Annotated in this window: 15 protein-coding genes, 1 other RNA gene and 1 pseudogene; 5 read left to right on the top strand and 12 right to left on the bottom strand. The window is 68.2% G+C overall.

The window, feature by feature from the left end; genetic code table 11:
* The first annotated feature begins 178 nt into the window (after positions 1–178).
* The 4 genes from ftsE (at position 179) to MXD62_RS33555 (ending at position 3,797) form a co-directional block, all read left to right on the top strand.
* Positions 179–925, top strand: a complete 747-nt coding sequence (gene ftsE / locus MXD62_RS33570; RefSeq protein ID WP_248833376.1) for a cell division ATP-binding protein FtsE — start codon at positions 179–181, stop codon at positions 923–925.
* Positions 925–1,797, top strand: coding sequence for a permease-like cell division protein FtsX (gene ftsX / locus MXD62_RS33565; RefSeq protein ID WP_020463238.1), 873 nt, complete (start codon positions 925–927; stop codon positions 1,795–1,797). Before ftsE ends, ftsX begins: the two co-directional genes overlap by 1 nt.
* A gap of 76 nt (positions 1,798–1,873) precedes the next feature.
* On the top strand, positions 1,874–2,350 hold the full coding sequence (gene smpB, locus MXD62_RS33560; protein ID WP_071060358.1) for an SsrA-binding protein SmpB: 477 nt from the start codon (positions 1,874–1,876) through the stop codon (positions 2,348–2,350).
* Positions 2,343–3,797 carry a class I SAM-dependent methyltransferase gene (locus MXD62_RS33555; protein WP_248833375.1) on the top strand — a complete coding sequence of 485 codons (1,455 nt, stop codon included), beginning with the start codon at positions 2,343–2,345 and terminating at the stop codon, positions 3,795–3,797. The genes smpB and MXD62_RS33555 overlap by 8 nt, the downstream gene beginning before the upstream one ends.
* A 114-nt stretch (positions 3,798–3,911) precedes the next feature.
* Here MXD62_RS33555 and MXD62_RS33550 read toward each other — a convergent pair whose 3' ends face one another.
* Positions 3,912–4,379, bottom strand: coding sequence for a VOC family protein (locus tag MXD62_RS33550; RefSeq protein ID WP_248833374.1), 468 nt, complete (start codon positions 4,377–4,379; stop codon positions 3,912–3,914).
* 321 nt (positions 4,380–4,700) lie between these two features.
* On the opposite strand from MXD62_RS33550, the gene ssrA reads away from it, so the two are divergent.
* Positions 4,701–5,075, top strand: a transfer-messenger RNA (tmRNA) gene (ssrA, locus tag MXD62_RS33545).
* A gap of 943 nt (positions 5,076–6,018) precedes the next feature.
* Here ssrA and MXD62_RS41110 read toward each other — a convergent pair.
* The 11 genes and pseudogenes from MXD62_RS41110 to MXD62_RS33490 form a co-directional block, all read right to left on the bottom strand.
* Positions 6,019–7,056, bottom strand: a pseudogene (locus MXD62_RS41110) (recombinase family protein); the annotation flags it as partial.
* A complete protein-coding gene (locus tag MXD62_RS33535) occupies positions 7,053–7,247 on the bottom strand; it encodes a hypothetical protein (RefSeq protein WP_248833372.1) in 195 nt (64 codons plus the stop codon). The pseudogene MXD62_RS41110 and the gene MXD62_RS33535, both read right to left, overlap by 4 nt.
* Positions 7,248–7,284: 37 nt before the next feature.
* Positions 7,285–7,908 carry an ImmA/IrrE family metallo-endopeptidase gene (locus MXD62_RS33530; RefSeq protein ID WP_248833371.1) on the bottom strand — a complete coding sequence of 208 codons (624 nt, stop codon included), beginning with the start codon at positions 7,906–7,908 and terminating at the stop codon, positions 7,285–7,287.
* A 49-nt stretch (positions 7,909–7,957) separates the two neighbouring features.
* On the bottom strand, positions 7,958–8,338 hold the full coding sequence (locus tag MXD62_RS33525; RefSeq protein ID WP_248833370.1) for a helix-turn-helix transcriptional regulator: 381 nt from the start codon (positions 8,336–8,338) through the stop codon (positions 7,958–7,960).
* Between the two features lie 363 nt (positions 8,339–8,701).
* On the bottom strand, positions 8,702–9,073 hold the full coding sequence (locus MXD62_RS33520) for a hypothetical protein (protein ID WP_248833369.1): 372 nt from the start codon (positions 9,071–9,073) through the stop codon (positions 8,702–8,704).
* A gap of 156 nt (positions 9,074–9,229) precedes the next feature.
* Positions 9,230–9,841 (bottom strand): DUF2637 domain-containing protein, encoded by a 612-nt coding sequence (locus MXD62_RS33515; protein WP_248833368.1) that lies wholly within the window; start codon positions 9,839–9,841, stop codon positions 9,230–9,232.
* A gap of 59 nt (positions 9,842–9,900) precedes the next feature.
* Entirely contained in the window at positions 9,901–10,734 is an 834-nt protein-coding gene (locus MXD62_RS33510) for a replication-relaxation family protein (RefSeq protein WP_248833367.1), read from the bottom strand.
* Positions 10,735–10,855: 121 nt separating this feature from the next.
* Positions 10,856–13,156: a type IV secretory system conjugative DNA transfer family protein gene (locus MXD62_RS33505; RefSeq protein ID WP_248833366.1), complete on the bottom strand. Its 2,301-nt coding sequence runs from the start codon at positions 13,154–13,156 to the stop codon at positions 10,856–10,858.
* Positions 13,153–14,361, bottom strand: a complete 1,209-nt coding sequence (locus tag MXD62_RS33500; RefSeq protein WP_285224281.1) for a DNA (cytosine-5-)-methyltransferase — start codon at positions 14,359–14,361, stop codon at positions 13,153–13,155. The genes MXD62_RS33505 and MXD62_RS33500 overlap by 4 nt, the downstream gene beginning before the upstream one ends.
* A gap of 261 nt (positions 14,362–14,622) precedes the next feature.
* A complete protein-coding gene (locus tag MXD62_RS33495; RefSeq protein ID WP_248833364.1) occupies positions 14,623–14,784 on the bottom strand; it encodes a hypothetical protein in 162 nt (53 codons plus the stop codon).
* A gap of 355 nt (positions 14,785–15,139) precedes the next feature.
* Positions 15,140–15,784, bottom strand: coding sequence for a hypothetical protein (locus MXD62_RS33490; RefSeq protein WP_248833363.1), 645 nt, complete (start codon positions 15,782–15,784; stop codon positions 15,140–15,142).
* Positions 15,785–15,845: the final 61 nt, after the last annotated feature.

The following is a 15,845-nucleotide window of genomic DNA, read 5'->3' as shown; positions in this document are numbered from 1 at the left end:
GGTCCGTCACCGGCTGGACGCGATACGACTCCACGGTACGCCCGGCTGATGCGCTGCGCCGCCGTAAGCCACCGGGCGGGACGGGCCACCGCGGACGCGCGCGCCCCGAGGTGCGGGACCCGACCCATCCGACTACGTATCGTGATGGATCTGCTGTGCTGAGTATGGGGAGGTCCTGATGATCCGGTTGGCCTCCGTGACCAAGCGTTACGCCACCGGGAGTCGACCCGCCCTCTCGGACGTCTCCCTCGAGATCGGCGCGGGAGAGTTCGTGTTCCTGGTCGGTCCTTCCGGCTCCGGCAAGTCGACCCTGCTGCGGCTGCTGCTGCGCGAGGAACGGGCGACCGCGGGCCTGGTCGAGGTCGCCGGGCGGGACGTCGCGCGTATCCCCGACCGCAGGGTTCCCCAGCTGCGGCGGACCGTCGGCTGCGTCTTCCAGGACTTCCGGCTCCTGCCGGACCGGACGGTCGCCGGGAACGTCGCCTTCGCTCTCGACGTCGTCGGCCGGCCCCGGCATGTGGTCCGAACCGTTGTCCCCGAGGTGCTCGAGCTGGTCGGCCTCGCCGGCAAGGAGAAACGCTTCCCGGACGAGCTGTCCGGCGGCGAGCAGCAGCGGGTCGCCATCGCCCGGGCGTTCGTCGGCCGCCCGCGGGTCCTGCTCGCCGACGAGCCGACCGGCAACCTCGACCCGGCCACCGGCTCCGAGATCATGGAGCTGCTGGAGGACGTCAACCAGGCCGGCACGACCGTGCTCATGGCCACGCACAACGCCGGCCTGGTCGACGCGATGCGCCGCCGGGTCCTGGAGCTCGACGCCGGCACGCTCGTCCGTGACGAGCGCCGCGGCGGCTACGACGCGGGACCGGTCACCATCCCCGACCAGCGGACCGAGCCCGTCCGCCCGGCCGGTGGGGCGGCGGGCTGATGCGGCCCGGCCCGCTCCTGGCGGCGCTGGCCACCAGCCTGCGCCGCAACCTCGCGATGACCTGCGCGGTGGTCGTGACCGTGACGATCTGCCTGGCCCTGCTCGGCGCGGGCCTGCTGCTGCGCGCTCAGGCACGCACCGTCGACCGGTTCCTGCTCGACCAGATCGAGGTGGTCGTGGATCTGCGGGACGGCCTCACCGACGCCGACCGTTCCGCGCTGCGCGCCGAGTTAGCCGCCGACCCACTGGTAACGAAGGTCACCTACGAGACCAAGAAGGACGTCTACGAGCGGTTCCGTCGTGACTTCCGGAGCTCCCCGGACGTCGTGGCCGGGATCGGCCCCGACGACCTCCCGGCCTCCTTCCGGCTGACCCTGGTCGATCCGCGGGACGCCGAAGAGATCGTCTATGCGTACACTGGCCGGGACGGCGTCGAGGCCGTTCGGGATCAGCGTGCCCTCCTCGGGCCGCTCTACCGCTTTCTCGACGCGTTCACCCTGGGAGCCTTCGCCCTGGCGGCGGCGCAGGCCGTGGCCTCGTTCACGCTGATCTACACGATGATCCGGATCTCCGCCCACGCGCGCCGGAAGGAGACCGCGATCATGCGGCTCGTCGGCGCGACCAACGCCACGATCCGAGCGCCGTTCGTGCTGGAGAGCGCCCTCGCCGGCCTGTTCGGCGGGCTGCTCGCGGCAGCCGCCCTGGTGCTGGCCAAGATATATCTGGTGGACGGACGATTCGCCCATCAGACAATGTTCCCTCTGTTCGGATGGGACGCGGTGTGGACGGCGGTCGCGGTGGTGCTCGCCGTCGGGGTGGCCGCCGCGGCGGGGATGGCCTCCGTCGCGCTGCGCCGGCACCTGCGGGTGTGACGGCGTCCCACGACACGGCGCCCCACAATGGGCGGTGGACGGGAACGTTACGGACGGGAAGCAGGGCTGAGGAGCAGTGCCGAAGGAGACCGGGCGCAAGCTGATCGCGCAGAACAAGCGCGCCCGCCACGACTACGAGATCCTCGATACCTACGAGGCCGGGCTGGTCCTCATGGGTACCGAGGTCAAGGCGCTGCGCGCCGGCCGCGCCTCGCTGGTGGACGGGTTCGCGCAGATTGCCGACGGTGAGATCTGGCTGCACAACGTGCACATCCCGGAGTACACCGAGGGCACGTGGACGAACCACGCCCCGCGGCGGCGGCGCAAACTGCTGCTGCACCGCGCCGAGATCGAGAAGCTGATCGGCAAGACCCGCGAGGGCGGCCTCACCGTCGTCCCCCTCTCGCTCTACTTCAAGGACGGGCGGGCGAAGGTCGAAATCGCGTTGGCCCGCGGCCGCAAGAACTACGACAAGCGCCACGCCCTCGCCGAGCGGGACGCGGCGCGTGAGATGAGCCGGATCATGGGCCGGCAGGCGAAGGGCCGTGTCTGACCGACCCGCGGCGCCGGACCATGACGGCGAACAGGCAGCCCGTCCGCTCGCCACCTTCGACGCGCTGCTGACCCCCACGGGAGCGGACCTGCTCGCCGCGGCGGCCGCGGCGCATGCCGACGGCACGGAGCTGCGCGCCGGTTCCCGGCTGCGCGCCGCCGGCCATCCCCCCGACCTCGTCGCCGCCGCGTTCGCCCAGGCCGAGCTGCGGGCCCGGGCCGCGGCGAAGTTCAGCCAGGCCGAGCGGATGTTCTTCACCCGCGCCGGGCTGGAGCAGGCCTCGTCCGAACGGGCCGCGGCGCACCGGGCGGCGAGGTTCGCCGGCCTGGGCCGCCTCGCCGACCTGTGCACCGGCATCGGCGGTGACCTCCTCGCCCTGGCGGCCGAGCACCCGGTCCTCGCCGTCGACCGCGACCCACTGCACCTGCGGATGGCCGTCCACAACGCGCACGCGCTCCGGGGCGGCGGGCGGGAGGGTGGGTCCGGTGGGGTCGAGGCCCTTGCGGCGGACGTCCGGGATGTCAGCCTGACAGGCGTCGACGGCGTCTTCGTCGATCCCGCGCGGCGGGGCGGCGAGCGGCGGATGTCCGCCGGCGCCGGTGAGCCCCCGCTGGCCTGGTGCTTCGGGCTGACCGAGTGGGTCGAGGCCGTCGCGGTCAAGGCGGCTCCGGGGCTCCCGGTGGAGCTCGTCCCGCCAGGCTGGGAGATCGAGTTCGTCGCGGACAGACGTGGCCTCAAGGAGTCCGTGCTGTTCTCGCCCGCGCTCGCGACGGCGTCCCGGCGGGCGACGGTGCTGCTCGGCCCGGGTGACCGGTCGGTGCCCGGGACCACCGGGCCACGGGTGGTGACGCTGACCGGTGAGCCGGACCCCGTCGGTGACGACCGCGACCACGGCCGCCCGGGCGGCGGTCACAGCGGCGGTGGCGGGCCCGTCCCGCTCCCGGTCCGGCCGCCGGGGGAGTACCTCTTCGACCCCAATCCCGCCGTCACCCGGGCCGGGCTGGTCGGCACGCTCGGCCGCCTGGTCGGCGGGTGGCAGATCGACCCGAGGATCGCGTTTCTCGGCGCCGACCGGCCGCTGGCGACCCCGTTCGCGCGGACGCTGCGGGTCGAGGCCGAGATGGCCTTCGACGTGCGCCGGGTGGCGGCGGCCGTGCGCGAGGCCGGCATCGGCGCACTCGACGTGCGCCGGCGCGGACTCGCCGGGGATGTGGACGCCATCCGGCGGCGGCTGATGCCGGCCCGGCGGCACCTGGTCCCGGGGGGCCGCACCATGACGGTGGTGATGACCCGGGTGCGGGACGAGCCGTGGGCTCTTCTGTGCACCGACGTCACGCAGGCCGATCGGGCGGATCAAGCCGATCGGGCTGATGCGGCGGATCGGGCCGGGTGGGCGGATCCGCCGGACCGGGCGGCTGGGGCTCGGGGCGGTCCGGCCAGGGACTGAACGCGGAGCCGGCGCCGGCGCTCGCGAACATCACCACGGGCCCGGCCAGCTGCCGGGGCCCACCCGCGCCGGGCCCGGCCTGTGACGCGCGGTGACCGCCGGCGCCCGGGCCGCTCAGAGGCGGAGCGGACGGATGGGCGCCGCGATCAGGGCGGGGTTGCCGCGCCAGTCGACCCCGGGCACGTCGATGTACAGCTCGATCTCGTTCCCGTCCGGGTCGGAGATGTAGAGACTGTGGGTGACCGTGTGGTCCGACGCGCCGACGAGTCGCACGCCGGCCCGCTCGATGCGCTCCAGCGCCTCCCGAAGCTCGTCGTCGCTGTCGCCGACCTTCAGCCCGAAATGGTAGAGCCCGACGCGCCGACCGGGCGGCAGCGCGGCCGCGTCCGTCCCGACCTCGATCAGCAGCAGCTCATGGTGCGTGCGGCCCGAGGAGAACGCCGCCGCGGGGATGCCCAGACCGGCCGGCCCGCCAACCTCGGGGAAGACCTGCCGCCAGCCGAGGACGTCCCGGTAGAAGGCGACGGAGCGCTCGAGTTCGCGCACGTACAGCACGAGGTGTCCCAGTTCCTTGATCTCCATTGCGTTCCCCCTGATCACATTGCCTCTGTCTTGAACGTTCAACTGTATGGACGGCTGGTCTGTTCCGTCGTCCCGCCGCCCGTTCGCCACCCGTTCCGGCCGGCCGGCCGTCGGTGGTGGTGCCGCTCGCCCGCGGACCGGGCGAGCGGCGGTGCTGCCCGCCGGCCGGGCGCGCCGAGCCGTAATCGGGTGGCCGAGCCGCGCCGCCGTGTGGGAACATGTGGCCGGCGGTCGACGTTGGACCGTCTGGGCACGCTGGCGAGTCGTCGGCGGGTCCGCCTGGCACAGAACAGCACGCATGCACCAACAGGGCACACACCAGGGGGTGACCGGCTTCGACTCCGGACGTCGAGGCAGGGGAAGCGGGCCGAGGATGAGCGGTTATCTCGTTAACGATCCGTTCAGAACAACAGCTGCCACTAAGACGCAGCCTGCTAGCTCCACTTTCGCCCTCGCGGCCTGAGTAGAGACCAACTAGCCGTCAGCCTGGGAGTTCCTCCGGCCCAGGATCTGGCGTCGACAGGAGGATCACCGTCCCACCCGGTCGCGGGGTAGGTCGGGAAATCTAACAGCGACTGAGCCTGCGCCGGCTTGCCTGCGGGACCGGCGGGGCTGAGAAAAAACAAGCAGGCTGCGCCCGGAGAAGCCCTGTGTCGGGGCCGGAGGACGCGGGTTCGATTCCCGCCACCTCCACTCGACTTGGACGCCCCCATGCCTTCGTAGAAGGCGTGGGGGCGTCTTCGTTATGTCTGCCCGGGGCCGAGCCCCCGGACCCCGACGTGCGCGATTGCCCTGTGGGCCGGGGGTGTGCGGGCGAGGTCAGAGGTTCGAGTCCCCTCAGCTCCACCATATTGGTCCAACTAGAACCCTCTCGATACAGAGAGTGTCCAAGTAGGCCCGAAATGGTAACAAGTTCCGAGATCGTGGCGTCCTCCGCAAGGAGGGCGCCACTGTCGTTTCTGCGCTCATACCGTGTTATCGATCTTGCAAAGCGCCGGCGCAGCCGGTCTGTCGTCTCGCGGTCGCCGTCGGCGGCCCCTGGCTTGCCATCTCCGGTTCGGGGCTCCGGCTGAGTGTCTGCTGCGGGAGTCGCCAGCTCGGTGTGCGTCTCCCGCCGTAGGTACACGACTGTTTCGAACGGCTCGGTCAGCTCGTCGGCAACCACCAACGGGCCATCGCCATCGGTGTCCATGAACAGCTTGGTGAAGATCGCTCTGTTCAGGACGCTGCGGGTGCGCTTCTTCGCCACCCGGTACAGCTCCTGGGGGTCGGTCAGGAGGTCGAGCATGCCGGTGATGATCTGGTAGCCGACCTCAAGCTCGGCGTTGGTGTTGTCGAGCTGTCGCTTGAGAGCGGCCCGTTCGTCACGGATAGCCCGCATCCGGGCTGTGATCTTGGCCTTCGGCCAGTCGGGGTCACCGACCAAGTCAAGATAGCGATCTTCCTGCCGGTCGAGTTCCTTGAGGCGCCTGGTGTGCTGTGCCCGGAGCTGTCGGGCGTTGTCCTCGCCGCCGGCGACCGCTTCGCGCATGGTGGCGCGTGCCAGTCGCTGGACGTCGTCCGGCACCCGCACGTGGCAGTAGTGCCGAAGCACGGACTCCTCCACGTCCTCGACCTTCAAGTACGGCAAGTCACAAGTGTGATCTTGTCTTCCGCGACAGATGTAGTAGAAGTAGTCCACGCCGTGCCGGTTCTTGACGCCGGAGATGATCAGCCTTCGCTCGCAGCGGCCACAAAACACCACGCCCTTCATGTAGTGGTTGTAGACGCGCTGCCGGGTGCCGGCCCCGCGGTCGGCGATCAGGATCTTTTGGACCCGGTCGAACACGTCCTGGTCGATGATCGCTTCGTGCCGTCCCTTGATCTCGACGCCCTCGTAGGTGACGAAGCCGAGGTAGTACCGATCTCGCAGTAGATCGCCGATCTTGTGGATCGAGATGGGTCGTTCCGGCCGCTTCGGCGTGGGACGGGTGCGCAGGCCGGCATCGGTCAGGGCCTTGCGGAGCGTGTGGAAGTTGTACCTACCCGTGGCGTACAGCTCGAAAGCGAGGCAGATGAGCGGCGCCCGCACCGAGTCAAGCGCGACGGTGCGGATCTCGCGGCCCTCGAACTGCTCGCGGACGTTGAGGTAGCCCAGGGGCGCTTGCCCGAGGGTGCCGCCGCGCCGGGCCTTCTCGCCCATCTTGTAGCGGATGTCCTCGCCGTTGGTCCGCGACTGGAAGCCGTTGAACACCGCCAGCATGCCGTGGATGGCCTCGCCGAGGGGCGTGTCATCGAATTTTTCGGTAGCGGATACCATAGTCACGCCGAGGTCCCGCAGCATCGCGTAGGTGATGCCGTTCTCGGCCCAATTGCGGTGCATCCGGGAGAGCGAGTAGAAGATCACGTAGTCGACGTCACGATCTTGCCTGATGCGGGCGATCATCTTCTTGAATTCAGGCCGCTTGTGGATGGCGGTAGCAGAGCGGCCTGGGTCCACGTACTCGTCGACTATTTCCACTCCGAGCTCGCGGGCTTTCTCTGCCGACTTGCGGCGCTGGGCTGGCAGCGAAATGCCCTCGGGGTCGTAGTCGGTCTTGACCTGCCCTGGTGTGGATACCCGGAGGTAGACGACGGCCCGTTTCGAGCCGCCACTGCGGGGAAGCTCGCTGCGGAAGTAGCGTGCGGAGCGGCTCATGCGAAGCACTCCGACGATTGCCGAGGGAAAAACCTGCCCCCACCGGCTCCAGCGCCCCAGTCTTCCCGGATGATCCGGACGCCGAGCCGCTCCGCTACCTGCTCACACCATCGACGCTGCAGCTCGACCTGGCTGTCGACAGTATCGATCTCGCTGGTGTCCCGGTTGATCCGCCCGTAGACGACGGCCATCAGTGTTCTTGACTGTTCCATATCGATCTCCTTCTTTTTAGATAGCCGAGTATGTTCGGGGTTGCTCGCCCCGGAAGTAGCTGATCACTGGCCGGTCCTCGTCGTCGAGGAATCCGAGGTAGGCAAGCCTGATCTTCATGGCGTACGCCGACACGTTGAACAGCTCGGCGAGCGCATCGATATCCTGGATGCCGTTGGCCCAGGCGCGTTTGACCCACGGCCGAGGCATCAGAAAGCAGGCGGCGAAGTGGTCGCAGATCCGCTCGATACGTTTCCTGCGCTCTTGCTCGTCCCGCCCGCCGACTTGTCCGTACAGCGTGCCCCGCGCCGGATGGTCGATCACGTGTTTTAGCTCGTGAGCAAGTGTAAAGCGTCGCCTACCGGTGCCGCTGTTGCGATTGATCACGATCAGCCAGTGGCCGTTACGCCACTCGGAGAAGCCGGCCAGCGTCGGCATCCGCCAGCGTGGCTCAACCTGTACTTCGATGTGCGGCAGCTCGGTCAGCCGTCCGACATCGGCCGGTGCATGCCGGATATCGAGCAGGTGCAGCAAGGTTGTGGCCTGGGTCTCGGCGACCTGATAGGCCTCGCCGAAAGTCAGCGGCCGGTCTGGAGCCAGCTGGCTCAGTTGCTGAATAATAGTTTTCTCGCTGTGGTCCATTGGAATATGTTCCCTCCTTCCGCAGCCCACCCACACGGGGCGTTATGTATTACGTGTCGGTTCCCGTCGATGCGCTGCGCGCCTCGTACTTGGCGACGATGGCCCTGATGCTGGCTTCCGCCTCGCGGATGCCAGCCTCTGGCAAGTCGTACTCTGCACGCAGCATGACGGGGAGACTCGGAAGGCCTTCGGGGAGTGGCATGCCGGCCAATAAGAACAGGTCGCCGGCGCTGATCTCCAGCGCCCTGGCGAGGTTGACCAGGTTCTCAGGCAACGGGTGCTCGACGCTATCGCTTTCCAGTCGCGCGATCGTGGTCTTTGGAACGCCGCTTTTCGTGACGAGCTGGCGGATGGACAAGGCGCGGGCCGCTCGGGCTTTCCGCAAGGCTCGTCCAAGCGATTCTGGCGTTTGTTTTTCGTTTGTACTCATTCGGTCCTCCGTTTACATTTTGATCATACCAGGATCGTCCCAATTCCGGTACAGTGGAATTTACAACAATGCCCTATGTGTTGTACGCCAGATATAGGTCATTCCTGTGAATTGGTCGAGAGTTCGCGGAGTTGATGTGTCCGCCGAGGAAATGAGTCGCAGCCATATCTCGCGCCTGATCGTCCACCCATCATCGTGTGATGTCGGCCACTACACGCTGGAATGTCCGGCCTACAGAGTCGTAAGCATCGTGACGATCAACAGTAGAGGCGCAAGCGGATTTGGCTAACGCTATGAAAAGCCCGTCCTCCCGATTGGTCAGAAGGACGGGTTGGCGCGGAGGCATCCGCGATAGTCGGGCAGCTACGCTTCTGCCTCGCCGTGCTTGGCCTGGCGAGGCTTGCGCAACTCATAGAAGTCGCGTTCCAGGCACCGGATGCCCGGAGCATCCACGTCAAACAAGCCGTGGATCATGAGCGAGCCGATCGCCCGCCCCACTTCGGAGTCACCGTGGTACCTGTAGCGCTGGTACTCACCAGCGATCAGAGCGACAGTCACCAGGTACGTATCGAAGTTTCCTTTGGTTGTCGCAACAGCGCCTCCTTCTTCGACCCACAAGGCCAGGTAGTCCTGCAGCAGATTGAGATTCACGGCTCGGGCATCGAGCGGACTGCATGAACTCTCTACGAAGTCGCAGAAACTGTTCATGGCAAGGTACGCCGTGTCGATGGGCATATTGTAGAGCTCCTCGCATCAGATGGTATGATTCACACTCCGCAGTATTGATATAACACAAAATGATCATTAAAGCTAGCCGGCCGGTATGCGAGTATCTGTGTCAGGTCGTGCCGCGTCCTGAATAGTCGGCAGCCCCGTCACTAAATTGCGATTTCAAGCCTCGTCGCGATTTCTCTGCATTCTTCGGAGCACGTCACCGGCTCGCGCTGTGCTCACCCCGAGTTCCCGCCGCAGCGCATCTCGCGTGATCGGGCGCCCGTCGTGTGTCTCCCGATACCGCACGTCGGCGGCGCGGGCTGCGGTAAGCAGTGGCTCCTCGGCTTCCCGGTCGCCGATCGTCTCTGACTCTGAGGCGTTCTGACCCGCCGGATCGCTGAGGACGGCCGTTGTCCCCGGCGGTCCGCCGTCCTGTCCACGTAGGACAGCCAGGTGCGAGAGCAGGCCAAGGACGACCGGCGGTACGGATCCGGTCCCGACCACGATTGGCCAGCCGACCGTGAGCATCCCTACTTCGGCCAGGTGCCACAGGCCGTTTCCGACGAGCGAGAGGCCCATGGCCAGGAGCGCGTTCCAGCGGGCGAACCGCCGCACGCCGCCGGCCGAGCCGGTATCACGGGTCAACCACACCCGAGTCGCCGTGATCGCGTAAGCATCAACGGTAAGCGGCAGCAGCGGCGCAAGCGGCTCCGGCCAGCCAGCCGCGCTGGCCAGGCTTCTGAGCCCCGCGAAGCTGCTGATCGCTGCGGACAGGGCCGCCACCGTCATGCCGCCCGTGATCCACCAGTCCCGAACCGATCGGACAGTCCCTGACCCCTGGTTGGGGGTCACGGTGTGGTCTCCGGCATGAGAGTGGCTGTCAGGAGGCCCGCTGTCTTGTCGTGGCGGACGACAGTGACCAGTTCAGGTCCGGGTTCGGGCAGTCGTCGCGCCGCGTTTCGGATCACCTCGGCCCGGGCGTCGTCCGGCACCGTTACCAGCACGCCTGGCACGACGCCTCCCGGACCCAGGCCGCCACGGTTCACGAAGCTGACGTAGGTCAGCAACTTTCTGTGCAGCGTCGGCAGGCTCTCCGTGGCCCGGTCGACCTCGACCCAGGTGTGATCAATGAACTGCTCGGTGGCCAGAGCCACGTAGGCGTCTGGCTTCAGCCAGTTGCCCGCCCCAGTCGGCCACCAGCAGGCCGGTTCCGCGTCGAACGCCTCGATCGTGAGGCCGGGTGTCTGGCGTTCGGTTTCCCGCAGGCTGACATACAGATCGCTTCCGGCCAGGGCATGGGCCAGGAACAGTGAGCGTGGGGTACGGGGCCGCCGCGCGCGGCGGCCCTCGACCGGCTGACCGGTGGCGGTTTGCCGGCGTTCCAGCACCCTGGTTCCGGCCGTGTCGAGACAGAAGATCAGGCCGTCCGAGCCGGCCCGGACGCCGCCGACCCGCCGCTCGAGGCTGGTGACCGCCCGCCGCTGCACCAGCTGGCTCATGGTCCGACGACGGACCCGACCGCGGGCCGTGGGCGCGATATCCGCGAAGTGCAGCCGGTCAAGCTGACTGCCGGTAAGGACGCGGACGCGGCGTAGGTCCTCGAGGATGCGCCAGTCGCGAGGCCCGAGCAGGCCGGTCAGCCGCTCCACCTGGGCTGCGGACACCCGCTGCGCGCCGGTCATGAGTGTGCCTCCGACAGGAGGCGCACTCTCGGGGGCGTAGACGCCAGAAACAGGCGGTTGTACAGGGGAAACGGCCACGAGTAACTCGACGCGACCGGAGCGCCGAACGGAGCAGCACGCCTCACGATGTTTCTCCACGCCGTTGCCGCCCGATCCGTCCGTTCGCCCCGGACTGTGGAGGCGCGATTCGGGCCAGCAAGGCTGCCTCGACATCCGCCCGGGGGACGCCGTAGCGCTGCCGGCTCTGCTCAGCGAGCACCGCCGGATCTCGGATGGCGTCGGGCAGCGGCGGCGTGGCTGCGGTGACGACGCCGAGGGTCCGGCCGTTGACCGCCGGCTTCATCGCGATCTCGTAGGCATCCAGGCCGAGCAGCTCTTCGGCGGTCAGCGGCGCGAAGGGGCGGGCCAGCACCCGGGCGTCTTCGTAGGAGTTCAGCTGGTAGACGATCTGGGTGCGGGCTGTGCCGAGCACCGCGGTCTTGACCGTCTCCGGCAGCTGGCCGAGGTACTGGTGGGCCAGGATGAGGCCTACGCGGTATTTGCGAGCTTGGGCCAGCATGTCGCCCACATCAAGCGGGAGCTTGATCACGTCCTGAAATTCATCTAGATAGACAAACGCCTCGCGCCGCTGCTGGGCCGGCACCGCGACCCGGCCGAGGATCTTCTGCCACAGGACGGCGACCACTAGGGCGCCAGCAAGTTGAGCCGTGTCCGTCCCGAGGGCGCCCTTGGCCAGGTTGACCAGCACCGTCTTGCCGTGGAAGACCTCGCCAAGGTCGAAGCCCTCGCTCTGGCCGAGCGCCAGCCGAAGCGCAGTACGTGTGGAGAATTGCCTCAGTTTGTTCATGCTTGGCCCGATGACTTGAGCCCGGTCCGCATCGGCCTTGCCCTCGTACTCGGCCCAGAACTGCCGTACCGACGCCGGGACGGTGGACTGAGCCAGGACGAACCGTCGGAAGCGTTGGTCCGTCAGCAAGATCGGAATTTCGGCCAGGGTGAACGCCGACCCGTCCGGTGCCCTGGTGGACGTGAGGGTCAGCAGGCTGGCCCGTAGGACGTCGCTGGTCCTCGGACCCCATGAGCCGCGCCAAAGGTTGGCCATGATGTGGACGATGTTGTCAACCGAAAGCTCGCGGCTGTGCTCCGAGCCGATGTTGCGCAGCAGGTTGATCCCCACCACGTGATCGGTCGAGGCCAGGTCGAGGACGATGACCCGGTCAGCGCGATCCTCCGGCAGGCGGGCCAGGACGTCTGTTACCAGGTCCCCGTTCGGGTCCACGACCGCCACGCCATGCCCGGCAGCGATGTCCTGCAAGATCTGATTTCCCAAAAGCGTCGATTTCCCGGCACCGGTGGGGCCTACGCACCACTGGTGCCGGAGCCGATCTTCCGTGAGTAGCGCCAGCGGCCGCGTAATCCCGGGGTAGTTGCTGGTGCCGACGATCGAGGCGCCGCGACCGCCGCGCGGCATGCCTGGTGCCGGCGGCAACTGCCGGGCCGATCCCAGGCTGAGGCCGGGGAGCGACACCGCGCCTACCGGCAGGCCGAGGCCGACCGCTTCCGCCGCGTTGATCACCATGCCCCAGCCCCACAGCGGGAGCGCGACGTTGGTCAGCCGCCGGGCCGTGATGTTTGCCGGTACCGGTACGCGCCGCATCGATACCCCGGGTGCTTCCAGGGTGCGCATGGCGGCCACGACCCGGGCGAGCATGGCTCCCCGGCGGTCGGGCCACGCGGCGACGGCCCCGATCCGGCAGGTGGCCTGGAGCAGTGGCCAGGCCTGTTTGACGCGCGCCGCACGCTCAGCCTCGGCATTCGCTCGCTGCAGTGCAGCGCGCATTCCCGGTGGGGCCAGTGGCGGAACCGGCGTCTGACCGAGACGGGTCGCCACCAGGCCCCCGATGATGTACTGGCAGTAGATGGCTTCGCTGCCGGACAGGGGCTGCAGCGAGGCCAGTACCGCTGCGCTGGTCAGGGCGGCCCGTTCGGCCGCCAGCGGTTGTACCTCGCTGGTCAGGCCCACCTCGACGGCCGAGCCGAAGATCGGCCGGTTCCGCAGATGGTTCGGGGCTTCCTCAATCCGCACGCCAGGCAACGCTGCCCGCAGCCCGGCCAGCAAGGTCAGCCGGTCATTCCGGGGGGTTAGCAGGTAGTAGGAGATGCCCTGTGGGGCGGTCGCCACCACCTCAAGCGCGATGGGCGGGTGCGGCACCAGGGCTTTTGCCGGCGAGCGGGTCGCCGCCGCGACGGTCGCCAGCCAGCCGGCCAGGGCGTCCTGGTCCAGCTTGTGGGGCAGCCGCAGGTGGTAGGCAACGAGGGATTCGCGCCAGCGCTTCGCGTTCAGTGTGCGGGCGGTCACGACGACGGTCAGGCCGAGCAGCGCGCCCAGCAGGTACGGGAGATAGGGAAGAAGGCCGGTCATCGGGCGGCCTTCTTCTGCTGGGCCGAAGTCGTCCGGTCGCCGGGCCGCCGCCCGGCAGTGGGTCGGTTGCGGGGCCGCCCAGCTTGCGCTCCGACGGCCACCCAGCGGCGGAGCCGCTGTGGCTTCACGAGGTGCTGGGCCTGGCTGAAGCCGGCCGTTCCAGCACCGGTGAGCATGGCGACGGCCGTCCGCCCCAGGTGGTAAGCGAGTGTGACGGGCACCGCGTTGCCGATCTGCCGGTACTGGGCGGACACAGGGCCGGAGAAGGCCCAGTCGTCGGGGAACGTCTGGAGCCGGGCGTACTCCCGGACGCTGAGCGGCCGGGTCTGAGACGGATGGCAGCGCTCGGTCAGTTTCGACATCGGTGTACACAGCAACATCGGGCTCGGCTCGTCCCACCTGAGCCTGCGCGCCGCGCCGCTGCAGCTGCCGCCCCCATACGGACCGTTCGGCAGAAACTCCCGCAGGACGTGTTCGGGCAGGTCGCGCCAGTTACCGCCTTCCGGCACGTGGCTCAGGATCCACGCCATACGCGCCGAGTAGCGGGCGCCCGGTCCGGCCGGAAGCCCGGCGATCGCCTCCCGAACCGTCGGCGGAGGCCCGTCGGCTTCCGGTGGGAAGAGGAGCGGCCCGCTGCCCGGTCCGCGCCGCGCGATGAGGATCAGCCGTTCGCGTCGCTGAGGGACGCCATGCCGGTGAGCGCCGAGCACCCGCCAGGCGACCTGGTACCCAGCCTCCTCGAACGCGGTCACGACGGCGCCGAGGGTCCGCCCGCCCTCGTGACCGCGCAGCCCCTTGACGTTCTCCGCGACCACCATCCGCGGACGGATCTCTCGGACGGCGCGGGCGAACTCGAAGAACAGCGCGCCGCGCGGATCGCTGAACCCCTGCCGCTTACCGGAGGCGCTGAACGCCTGGCACGGGAAGCCGCCTTCCACGACGTCCACCGCGCCTCGCAGGTGGAGGAAGTTCAGCTCGCGAATGTCCCGGCTGTCCACCGTCCAGCCGGGCCGGTTGGCGCGCAGCGTGGCCACGGCATGGCGGTCGAACTCATTGAGCAGCACATGCGCGAGGCCCGCCTGCTCGAACCCCAGGGCCATGCCGCCGCCTCCGGCGAACAGACTGACGCAGGTGAACGCTCCAGCCCGCTGCCTGACATCGGCGGGGCCCGTCTGCCCGTCTGATTCCCGCCCCGTTTTCGGCATGGGGGTATCCATGGATGGTATTGCGGTCTCCTTTGTCGCACTGGTTAGGTAAATTTGAAATCCCAGCGTGAGTCCCGCCGGGTTGGAAGCGCCAAAAGACTCGTGGCGGATATGGGTGTACGCGGGTCGTACGATGGATGATCGCCGGCCTGGCGCTCCGGCGGCTGTTTCATCCCGCGCGTGGCGGGGACGCATCGCAGCCGGAGCGCCGGGCCTCAGGGGAATTCCGTAACCGGCCGGTGATCACCGGTCAGGCAGGGTTCAGAAATCTGGGTAGTCGTCCGGCCGGGCTGTGGTGCGCGGCACTTCCTCTCCGGCCGTACCGGGTCGGATGGCGTCGGCGGCCTCGGGCTGCGCCGTCCCCTGAATATCCTCACTGGCCATGATGAGCGCCTGCGCCAGCAGATCGACATCGATGCTCACACGCGGCCTTCCGCGTACTCGAATTCGCTTGTATCGGGGCATGACTGGTCCCTCCTCCTTACTCGTTAGATGGTTTATCCCGTGGGCCGGCGGGCGGCATTACCTGCCTGCGCCGTGCGCGACCCTCTTCTTTCCTTATGCGCTGCTACGGAGGCAGCGTCAAGATCGCGAAAGTTGTGGAATCTACACGACAGATTCGGCTACCTGGCGGAGGGATTCGCCGCGCCGCGCGTCACAGGGCCACGTCACAATCGATCTAGCGATCTTTGCGCTGCGCCACGGGAGCCCTGCTGCCCGAGCTGCCACGGCGGATCGGCCATGATCGTGGCGTACCGCTGCTCAGTTTCAGCACCGCTCACTGCCACACCTCCCACCGCGGCTCCGTATACCGCTCTGGCAGCAGCGCCATCTTTGCCTTCGGCACGCCGCGTGCCGGATGGCCGTAAAGCAAGGCACAGGTCCGTCCCCGGATCTCGGAGCCCATTGCCCGGCGAGCCAAGGGCCCGAACATCGCGGCGTGCCGCATCCAGGCTGCCTCGGAGCCATGCTGATCGAAGCCGACCGCGGCCACGGCGTGCCCGAAGACGTCGTGCAGCACGTGCAGACGGTCCAGCTCGCTGGCGGTCAAGAAAGGGTGGTCCTGGCCGGACTGGGTGCTGCCGAAGACCCGCACCTCCCGGGCTCCGCACAAGTCAGCCACCAGGTCGTCAACATCCCCGTAAGCCTCTTCAGCCTGCGTGATCACTCTCACGCCCAGCCCGCCTTTCTCGGGCGGGCCGGTCAGAAACGCGGACTGCTGCTTGATTTCGTGCCGCAGGGCGCGGTAGGCAGGCACCGCCCGCTGGTCGATGACCGGCGCCGCGTGATAGTGCCGGGCAATCCGCTGGCCGACCGTCGGGTCGGCTCGTACCGCCGGCCAGTCGGCGATCGGCATCAGCAGCGCACGGTCGAAGCAGTACTGCACCGAACTTTCATGCAGCTCTGCCAGAGACAACGACATGACACCTCCTTGGCGTCGGATGAAAAAAGGAAGAGGGCGAGGTGCTGGCCTGTCCGCCGGG

The organism is Frankia sp. Mgl5 (assembly GCF_023242985.1).
Taxonomy (GTDB): domain Bacteria; phylum Actinomycetota; class Actinomycetes; order Frankiales; family Frankiaceae; genus Parafrankia; species Parafrankia soli.
The sequence above is the reverse complement of the archived record's forward strand: the minus strand, read 5'-3'. Positions and strand labels throughout refer to the sequence as shown.